This window comes from Desulfurella sp. (genome assembly GCF_023256235.1).
Classification (GTDB): domain Bacteria; phylum Campylobacterota_A; class Desulfurellia; order Desulfurellales; family Desulfurellaceae; genus Desulfurella.
This window is the reverse complement of sequence record NZ_JAGDWY010000009.1, coordinates 1-8267: the sequence shown is the minus strand read 5'-3', so window position 1 is coordinate 8267 and position 8267 is coordinate 1. Positions and strand designations below refer to the sequence as shown.

The window sequence follows — 8267 nt, the reverse complement described above, 5'->3', positions numbered from 1 at the left end:
TAACTACAACATTAATGGCAATATTGGCTGCTTTAGTAGGTTTGAATTCAGAACTTTACGTTACAAAAACAATTTTGAATAAAAATGATGCTGTTTTAACACAAAATAAAGCTTCTGATATGTGGGGCTATTATCAAGCAAAAGTAATTAGAGAAAACATGTATACCATTGCATATGATATTACTAAAAACGAAAAATTCAAAGCTCAATCGCAACGTTATAATAAAGAAAAACAACATATAAAACAAGATGCACAAAAACTTGAACAAAAAGTTGAAGAATTTCAAAAAGAAAGCAATCATAATTTCGAAAAACATCATAGATTTTTGATAGCTCAAATTGTAATACAGCTTAGCATAGCTGTTGCTTCCATTTCAGCTATTACAAGACGAAAAATTTTTTGGTATGTTTCTCTTTTATCATTTACAACAGGTTTGTTAATTTTTTTGGTTGAGGTTTTGTGAAAAAATATTACATAACAGCCTTTATTTTGCTTATTTTTAGTGTAGCATCAATATTTGCATTTGATAGATATATTTGCGTGTTTCTTTGCAATAAGGAAATTTTTTTACCTTTTTTTAGTAAAATCAGCGAAATTGGATCTTTTGAGTGGGTTTTTTTAATCGTTTCTTTGATCGTTTTTTTATCTTTTTGGATTAAGCCTTTAAGACAGTTTGTATTTATAATGTGTGTATCAATAATTCTTGCAGATACCTTGGTTATAGTACTAAAATATATGCTTGGACAGGCAAGGCCAATCATGTATATAAAAGATAATATTTATGGTTTTTATCCGTTTACATTCAGGCATGATTTCGACAGTATGCCTTCTGGACATACGACACTAAATTCAACTTTAGCTTTCAGTATTTATATAAAAAATAAAAAAATTGGCACTTTACTGATTGTTTGGGCAATACTTGTTGGTCTTTCAAGAATGTTTTTGTGTAAGCATTATTTGAGCAATGTGCTTATGAGTTATGCCATATCAATATTTGTAGTTTTAATTTCATATTCTTTAGAAAAAAAACTTCAAAAATAAATTATTTATTGACAAACAATTAACACTGTGATAAATAATATTACAGAACCATAATTTGTAATATTAGGAGGGGGAAGATGAAGCGAGTATGGTTAGTGTGTCTTTTTTTAACAATCCTTTCAAACTACGTTTTTGCCGATGATTCAAAAAAATTAGAAGCTGTAAATGTAAACGCAACACCAATTGTTGAACCCACCAAACAAACAGAACAAACTGTTTTTTCCGGTTTAGAGGTAACAAAACAAGGTATGGATTTAGGCGGAACACAAGCACAAACAAGCGTTTATAATGCGATTAATATATTGCCTGATGTTAGCGTTGAAAATGCAGATTCAAGTGGACTTTATGCAGAAGGCACAAATGTTAGAATTAGAGGTGTAAGAAATTATTTGGGGGCAATGACAGTTGAAGGTATACCAAATTATGGTGGTGCACCTATGGGTCCAAGGGATTATATTTATAACTTGCAAAATTTTAAAGCAATAAAGGTTTACGAATCTGCAGTGCCAGCAAATTTAGGTGTAGGTGTTGGAGATAGAGGTGGTGCAATAGAGCTTGTACCATTGTGGCCACTTAAAACAACACAGTTTAAAATGCAGCAAACTTATGGTACTTATGAATTGTACGAAAATTTTTTCAGGTTTGATTCTGGAAATATCGATAAAACCAATACAAGATTTAGTGTGTCATACTCATACGGTATTGCAAATAAATGGAGAGGTCCTGGTGAGATCGGCCCAAGGAACAATGTAAATTTTATGCTTGATCAACCAATTGGCGATGTGTTTGATGCTAAAGTTTTTTTTAACTACAATTTTGTGAAACAAAACCTTTATAGAGCTTTGAGTTATGCTCAAATTGACGATACAAACCTTGATTATAATAGTTCAAAAACATCTGTTGCTTCAAAAGATATAAACTATTTTGGGTATAATCATGGTGATTTTCAAAATACTGATTTTTTTAGCATTTTAACAATAAAACCAACCAATATTTTTGATGTAGTACTAAAACCGTATTATTCTAAGGAAAATACACATATCTGGCAAGGTATTTCTCCACAAAATATTGTTCAAAAAAGAACAAGAGATATAGATAGAAAAGGTATTATCGCACAGTTTGATCTAAATGTTAATCATTTTAAAGTTTCAAGTGGTATGCAGTATGAAGTTTCCAATATGGATATATATTCACAAAATTATGCAATTATTGGTGACAATTTATCTTATAGGGGCTATGGTGTATTTGCAACAACTGGTGATTCATATATAAAATCACCGTTTTTGCAGGTAGCTTTTGAAGACCAAAAATTTAAAGCCCAAGCAGGTATAAAGTACTTTAGATTTAACGATTCTTCCTCACAAGGCTATGTAACTAGCAAAACTGCTCCATATAGTTTGGTTAGAGCGCCAGACTTAGACAGAAAGGAAAGACTTTACGATATATGGTTGCCAAATACTGGTATAGCCTATAAGTTTAGTGATGAGTTTGAACTTTATGCAAATTATGGCAGAAACTTTATAAGACCATATGCTTACATGCCACTTGTAAATATATATAATTCAAATAGAGCAAAATTTCAACAAGCGCACATAACGCTAAATGATCTTTTTGATGGGTACAATATTGAGCGTTCAGATAATATTGATTTAGGTGCACGCATTAGAGGTTCATGGTTTGATCTTTTGCCAACATTCTTTTACTCAAAACAAAAGGATTTGCTAACAACAGTTTATGACCCGCGTGTTAAGTTAAACTATCAACAAAATATCGGCAAAGCTACAGGTTATGGTTTTGAGCTTGCATTTAATGCCTATATTAATGACTACCTCACATTCTTTTTTAATCCTTCATTTACTAGATTAACCTATGATAATAATATTAGCTACCAAGGTAGCCTGATTGATTGCAAGGATAAGCAAATTGTTGATGTGCCAAAATGGCTTATAAAAAGCGGATTTATTGTAAATTATGATAAGTGGCAGTTTATACCTTCAGTTGTTTATGTAGGATCAAGGTATGCAGACGCTAATCACACACAAGAAGTGGCATCTTATACTACACTTAATGCACAAATCAACTATACACTTAAAAATATCTACAAGATGCATGAATTTAAATTATCTCTTCAATTAAACAACATATTAAATAAAAAATACATTGCAGTTATAAACTCAATGGATGATGCGCTTGCTGGAAATACAAGTTTTTATCCAGGCGAGCCATTTAATGCAAGTTTAACTGCAAGCTTAACATTTTAGGGGGCTTTAATGAATTACAAAAAAGAATGGCTGGACTATGCAAAAAAATTTCACGGCCATATTTGCCCTTATGTAGCACTTGGTGTTAAAGCATCTCTATTGCTTTTATCGAAGTTGAACATTAAACGTGCTAGTACGGAAGATACAATTAATGAAAATTTACTTGCGATTGTTGAGTGTAATAACTGTTTTCTTGATGGCGTTCAGATTACAACAGGATGCACAATAGGAAACAATAGCCTCATTTACTTAGATACTGGTAAAAATTCTCTATCAATAGTTAGAAGAAGTAATTTTGAAGGTTTAAGGTTGTATATGGACTCTGATAAAGTTAAAAGTTACTTTCCAACAAGAGGCATAGAGCTTTTTGACAAAGTTGTTAAGCAAAGAAACGCTAACCAAGAGGAAATCAAAGAAATGTCTGCTTTATGGGAAGAAACAGGCTATAAAATGTTAGAGATTGATGATAGCATATTTGATGTAAAGCCTGTAAAAATAAAACCTATCGAAAGAGCACCAATTTTTGACAGTCTAAAGTGCGACAACTGTTCTGAGCTTGTTATGTCAACGAAAATGATTGAACAAGACGGCAAACACTATTGCGCTACATGCGCAGGTATTGAATATCCGGCTTTAATTGGAAGAGGCATACACATGATTCAATCTTTATTTTTGGAGGTTTAAATGAAAAAACGATTTTTTTTACTTACTATAGTTTTTTTTATTATTATTGCAGTAAAAGCAAACGCAATGGAAGTGGTGGATTTACTTGATAGGCATGTTTCTATCAATCATAAAGTATCACGTATAGTTGCTATTGGTCCTGGTACGTTGAGGCTTATATGCTACATGGATTTAGCTAATAATGTAGTCGGCATAGAAAATATAGAAAAAAAATCTACTGCACCATATATGATTGCAAACCAACAATTGTTAAAATTGCCTGTTATAGGCCAGGGTGGTCCAAACTCAAGTATAAATATGGAGAAAATTTTAAGCGTAAAGCCCGATGTGATTTTTGTAACATATTTAGTTGACAAAAATAGTGCTCAAATGTTGCAGGACAAAACGCATCTACCTGTTGTTGTTTTAAGTTATGGTCAGATTGCAACCTTTAATAATGATGACTTTAAAAAATCACTAATGCTAATAGGACAAATTTGTGACAAACAAGACAGAGCAAAACAGATTATATCTTTTTTGGATAAGCAATTTAACTATATTAAAGAAATTTCTTTAAATAAACCAAAAGTCAGTGCATATATTGGAGCATTGGGTATGAGGGGCGCACATGGCATAGAAAGTACCCAGAGCAATTTTTTGCCTTTTGAATTGCTTGGTATACATAACGTTATTCAAAATGTAAAATCTCAGGGTGCAATTATGGTTAGCAAAGAAGAAATTTTAAAATTAAATCCACAGTACATATTTATAGATCTGGGCGGGTTAGCATTAGTTGAAAACGATTATAAAAAAAATCCGCAATTTTATAAAAGTTTAAGTGCTTTTAGAAATCACAATGTGTATATTGAGTGGCCATACAATTTTTATGCGACAAATATAGATAATGCTTTAATTGATACATATTTTATAGCAAATGTTGTTTACAAGCAAAATTATAATATTAAACAAATAGCTGATGAAATATACACATTTTTGCTTAATAAACCTTTATACGACAAAATGATTAAAGTATACAAAAGAAATTTAGGTAAGTTAAATTTTTAATGATAGCAAAAACATATCTTAAGCAAAAAAGAATAAAACTGTTTTATCTTTTGGCTTTAGTAACTATTCTTTTTGTATTAATTATTGCTTTTGTAATGATTGGCTCTTATAATATTTCGGTTTATGAATGTTTAAAAGCCCTTGTTTTTAGGGCTAATTCAAATTCAGAGCTTGTAATATGGCAAATGAGGCTGCCAGAAGCACTTACAGCTAGCCTAGCTGGTGGCGGCCTTGCATTATGTGGTGCTGTTTTGCAAATTGTTCTTAAAAATCCATTAGCTTCACCTTTTACACTTGGTATTTCAGCATCAAGTGCATTCGGTGCAGCTTTGGCAATTTTTTTTGGCTCTGCTTTTTTAAAGAATCCTTACGCTGTAAGTTTTAGTGCTTTTTTAAGTTCTTTAGTTGCAACATTGATAATAATATTTATCTCAAAATTTAAAAATACATCAAATGAAACACTTATTTTATCTGGTGTTGCTATTGGATCGTTATTTAGCGCGTTGCTTGCAATTTTGCAGTATTTTCAAGTGATAAGCAGATTAGCGCTATCATTTTTTGGATGTTTGGCGATTGTTCAAGAACAACCTACAGTGAAATCTTTTTGATATTTGGGTTGTTTATTATTGCTTTTTTGTTTTTTTTGAGCAAATCGATAGATTACAAGCTATTGCAATTTGGTGATGATCATGCAAGATCACTTGGGGTTAATACAGAAAATTTGAGAATTATTAGTATGGTAGTTTCATCTTTGTTAAGCGCAAGTATAGTTGCATTTGTTGGTATAATAGGATTCGTTGGCTTAGTTGCACCGCATATAGCAAAAAGGCTTATCGGGAGCGATTATTTTTTGGCCTCAAGTGCAATTATAGGTGCAATTATTTTGATACTTGCAGATATTATTGCAAGAAATATTCTTGGCAATGTGGTATTGCCTGTTGGGATTATAACATCATTTATCGGCGCTCCTGCGTTTTTTTATCTTATAATCAGAGGCAAAAGGTGAGTTTATAGGAAAAAAATATAAGGTTTAGCTATAAGCATAAGACAGTTTTGGACAATATATCGTTTTTTGCTAAAAAAGGCGAGCTTGTAGCGTTGCTTGGCGTAAATGGCGCAGGCAAAACAACATTACTTAAATGCCTATGTGGGATTCTAAAACCATCTGGCGATATTTTATTTAATAAAAAAGCCATAAATAAAATGCCAAGCAAAGAGATTGCAAAAATCGTTACTTACTTTGCTCAAAGCCCTGAAAACATTGACATAAATGTATTTGAAAGTGTTTTGCTATCAAGAAAACCTTATATAAAAAAATTTTTTAGTGCAAGAGACTATGCTATTGCTCAATCAATCATAAACACACTTAACTTAAATCACCTTGCATTAAAGAAATTTACGACAGTTAGCGGAGGGGAAGCCCAAAAGGTGCGCATAGCTCAGCTTTTGGCTCAAGAATCAAAAATTCTACTTATAGATGAGCCTTTAAACAACCTTGATTTGAAAAACCAAATTGAAGTTATGCAATTATTAAAGACTTTAGTTTCCCAAAAAAAACTTATAGCCATAATGGCTTTGCACGATATAAATATGGCACTGAATTACGCTGATAGGCTATTGTTTTTAAAAGATGCAAAGTTGCTTGATTTTTGTAGCTTAGATGAGCTCAATGCTAAGATTATAAGTGATGTTTATGGTATCGAGCTTGATATATTAAACCAAAATGGCAAAAAATTGTGCGTTCCAAATTATTAACTTATTTTTCCAAACTAGCTGCGCGTGTGAGTTTGGAAAACTTAACACCGTTTAATCCGCCTATTTTTATTGCAATTTCCTCAATTGATTCTGGTACGCCTTTTAAAATAATATTTTCAAGGCAATTGTGATGATCTATATGAATGTGCGTTGCACATACAATATTGATTGGCCAGTCATGCTGTATATCTATTAGTTTTTCTGCTAATTCTTTTTTATGATGATCATAAATTATAGTCAATACGCCGTAGACTTCATAAGTTGTACTTGACCATTTTTCTTCTACAAGCTCTTTTCTTATTAAATCTCTTACAAACTCAGACCTTGAAGCGTAACCTTTTTTTATCATCTTTTCATCTAATTCTTTTAAAAGAGATTCAGGTAAAGATATGCTGAATCTAATTGTTTCATCCATAAGTATACTCCCAAAGTTTTTGTTTACCAAAACAATCAAACTTATTCTACTTGACTAAAATATTTTGTCAATATTATGTATTTTTTATTGCAATTTTTTAATTTTTTACTTGCATTTATAAATCATCCAATATAAAATATAACTTAAAATTAGAGAAATTTGGAGTTGCAGTATGAAAAAAGTATTTGTTTTGGTAATAAGCATAACTTTGTTGGTGTATATCAATGTATCGTTTGCGGCAGAATATACAATGGTTATTGGCAAAGTAATTAGCATTAATTTGAAGGATTCTACAGCTAAAGTGGATGTATACTCTAAAAGATGTACAGGCATTCATACTTTTTCAATACAAAATGAAGAAGTTTTGAAAAAATTAAAAGAGCACTCAAACATTGCCTTGTATTTGGTAAAAGACTGTGAAGAAGCTATTGTCATTACAGGAGAGTAAAAGATGATAAAGAAGTTGTTTTTAGCAATAGCGTTTTTGGTCTTTGTTGCCAATGTATCTTTTGCAGATTGTTCCTCGCCAAGTGCTGCTGCAATACCACCGTTTCTTGGTACGCAGACTGCTATAGCTCCAAATGTATTAATTGTTATGGATATAAGCGGCTCTATGAGCTGGCCTGCTTATACTGGCAAATATCAAGGAAACGAAGAGGGCTATTTTGACCCAAATAGCGTTTATTCTTACAATGGTTCTTATTGGTATATAAATAATAATGCTAAAGCAGCTGTATGTCCAAAGAGCAGTGATTATATTTACTCTAATAGAAGCTATAAAGGATCGTGTCTAAATTTTCATTACATGACACGCATTGACCTTTTGCAGTGGGTATTAACTGGAGGCTCGCCAGCGCATTGCTCATCTGCTTCATCTGCAGATTCAAGCTGCGACCCAAGAACTCCTAACCCAAATGATAACATAAGCGGTGGTATTTTATTATCATCTTATAATGGTATGCAAATCCTTTCTCCAATTAGTAGAATAAATAATTCTTTGCTTTTATCTTTAGCTAACCTAATTTCCCTCTAAATTATAACTATGTCTCTATATTTATCTTTAGAG

The 8267-nt window shown here is 31.7% G+C and carries 11 protein-coding genes; 10 read left to right on the top strand and 1 reads right to left on the bottom strand.

All coding sequences use genetic code 11. The features are described from left to right. The 8 genes from Q0C22_RS00925 to Q0C22_RS00890 form a co-directional block, all read left to right on the top strand. Nucleotides 1-464, top strand: a 464-nt coding sequence (locus tag Q0C22_RS00925; protein WP_291490214.1) for a DUF4337 domain-containing protein, incomplete at its 5' end; no start/stop codon positions are given. Continuing rightward, a complete protein-coding gene (locus Q0C22_RS00920; protein ID WP_291490213.1) occupies nucleotides 461-1042 on the top strand; it encodes a phosphatase PAP2 family protein in 582 nt (193 codons plus the stop codon). The genes Q0C22_RS00925 and Q0C22_RS00920, both read left to right, overlap by 4 nt. Before the next feature lie 77 nt (nucleotides 1043-1119). After that, nucleotides 1120-3303, top strand: coding sequence for a TonB-dependent receptor (locus Q0C22_RS00915; RefSeq protein WP_291490212.1), 2184 nt, complete (start codon nucleotides 1120-1122; stop codon nucleotides 3301-3303). A gap of 9 nt (nucleotides 3304-3312) precedes the next feature. Then, nucleotides 3313-3987 (top strand): FmdE family protein, encoded by a 675-nt coding sequence (locus tag Q0C22_RS00910; RefSeq protein WP_291490211.1) that lies wholly within the window; start codon nucleotides 3313-3315, stop codon nucleotides 3985-3987. Next, a complete protein-coding gene (locus Q0C22_RS00905) occupies nucleotides 3988-5031 on the top strand; it encodes an iron ABC transporter substrate-binding protein (RefSeq protein ID WP_291490210.1) in 1044 nt (347 codons plus the stop codon). It abuts the gene before it with no gap. Then, a complete protein-coding gene (locus tag Q0C22_RS00900) occupies nucleotides 5031-5639 on the top strand; it encodes an iron chelate uptake ABC transporter family permease subunit (protein WP_291490209.1) in 609 nt (202 codons plus the stop codon). The genes Q0C22_RS00905 and Q0C22_RS00900 overlap by 1 nt, the downstream gene beginning before the upstream one ends. After that, nucleotides 5594-6037, top strand: coding sequence for an iron chelate uptake ABC transporter family permease subunit (locus Q0C22_RS00895; RefSeq protein ID WP_291490208.1), 444 nt, complete (start codon nucleotides 5594-5596; stop codon nucleotides 6035-6037). The genes Q0C22_RS00900 and Q0C22_RS00895 overlap by 46 nt, the downstream gene beginning before the upstream one ends. A gap of 47 nt (nucleotides 6038-6084) precedes the next feature. Continuing rightward, nucleotides 6085-6786, top strand: coding sequence for an ABC transporter ATP-binding protein (locus tag Q0C22_RS00890; RefSeq protein WP_291490207.1), 702 nt, complete (start codon nucleotides 6085-6087; stop codon nucleotides 6784-6786). A 1-nt stretch (nucleotide 6787) separates the two neighbouring features. Here the strand turns inward: Q0C22_RS00890 and nikR are convergent, their stop codons facing one another. Next, nucleotides 6788-7201 carry a nickel-responsive transcriptional regulator NikR gene (gene nikR, locus Q0C22_RS00885; protein ID WP_291490206.1) on the bottom strand — a complete coding sequence of 138 codons (414 nt, stop codon included), beginning with the start codon at nucleotides 7199-7201 and terminating at the stop codon, nucleotides 6788-6790. 172 nt (nucleotides 7202-7373) lie between these two features. Between nikR and Q0C22_RS00880 the strand changes: the two genes are divergently transcribed. Together Q0C22_RS00880 and Q0C22_RS00875 are read left to right on the top strand one after the other, a co-directional pair. Continuing rightward, the gene (locus Q0C22_RS00880) at nucleotides 7374-7649 is read left to right on the top strand and encodes a hypothetical protein (RefSeq protein WP_291490205.1); all 276 of its coding nucleotides are present in this window, start codon (nucleotides 7374-7376) and stop codon (nucleotides 7647-7649) included. Nucleotides 7650-7652: 3 nt separating this feature from the next. Next, the gene (locus Q0C22_RS00875; RefSeq protein WP_291490204.1) at nucleotides 7653-8234 is read left to right on the top strand and encodes a hypothetical protein; all 582 of its coding nucleotides are present in this window, start codon (nucleotides 7653-7655) and stop codon (nucleotides 8232-8234) included. Nucleotides 8235-8267: the final 33 nt, after the last annotated feature.

Bases quoted from the DNA above. Each gene is read 5' to 3' on its own strand.
- Q0C22_RS00880 (WP_291490205.1), top strand. From the start codon at position 7,374: ATGAAAAAAGTATTTGTTTTGGTAATAAGCATAACTTTGTTGGTGTAT.
- nikR (WP_291490206.1), bottom strand. From the start codon at position 7,201: ATGGATGAAACAATTAGATTCAGCATATCTTTACCTGAATCTCTTTTA.
- Q0C22_RS00875 (WP_291490204.1), top strand. From the start codon at position 7,653: ATGATAAAGAAGTTGTTTTTAGCAATAGCGTTTTTGGTCTTTGTTGCC.
- Q0C22_RS00895 (WP_291490208.1), top strand. From the start codon at position 5,594: ATGTTTGGCGATTGTTCAAGAACAACCTACAGTGAAATCTTTTTGATA.
- Q0C22_RS00900 (WP_291490209.1), top strand. From the start codon at position 5,031: ATGATAGCAAAAACATATCTTAAGCAAAAAAGAATAAAACTGTTTTAT.
- Q0C22_RS00905 (WP_291490210.1), top strand. From the start codon at position 3,988: ATGAAAAAACGATTTTTTTTACTTACTATAGTTTTTTTTATTATTATT.
- Q0C22_RS00915 (WP_291490212.1), top strand. From the start codon at position 1,120: ATGAAGCGAGTATGGTTAGTGTGTCTTTTTTTAACAATCCTTTCAAAC.
- Q0C22_RS00910 (WP_291490211.1), top strand. From the start codon at position 3,313: ATGAATTACAAAAAAGAATGGCTGGACTATGCAAAAAAATTTCACGGC.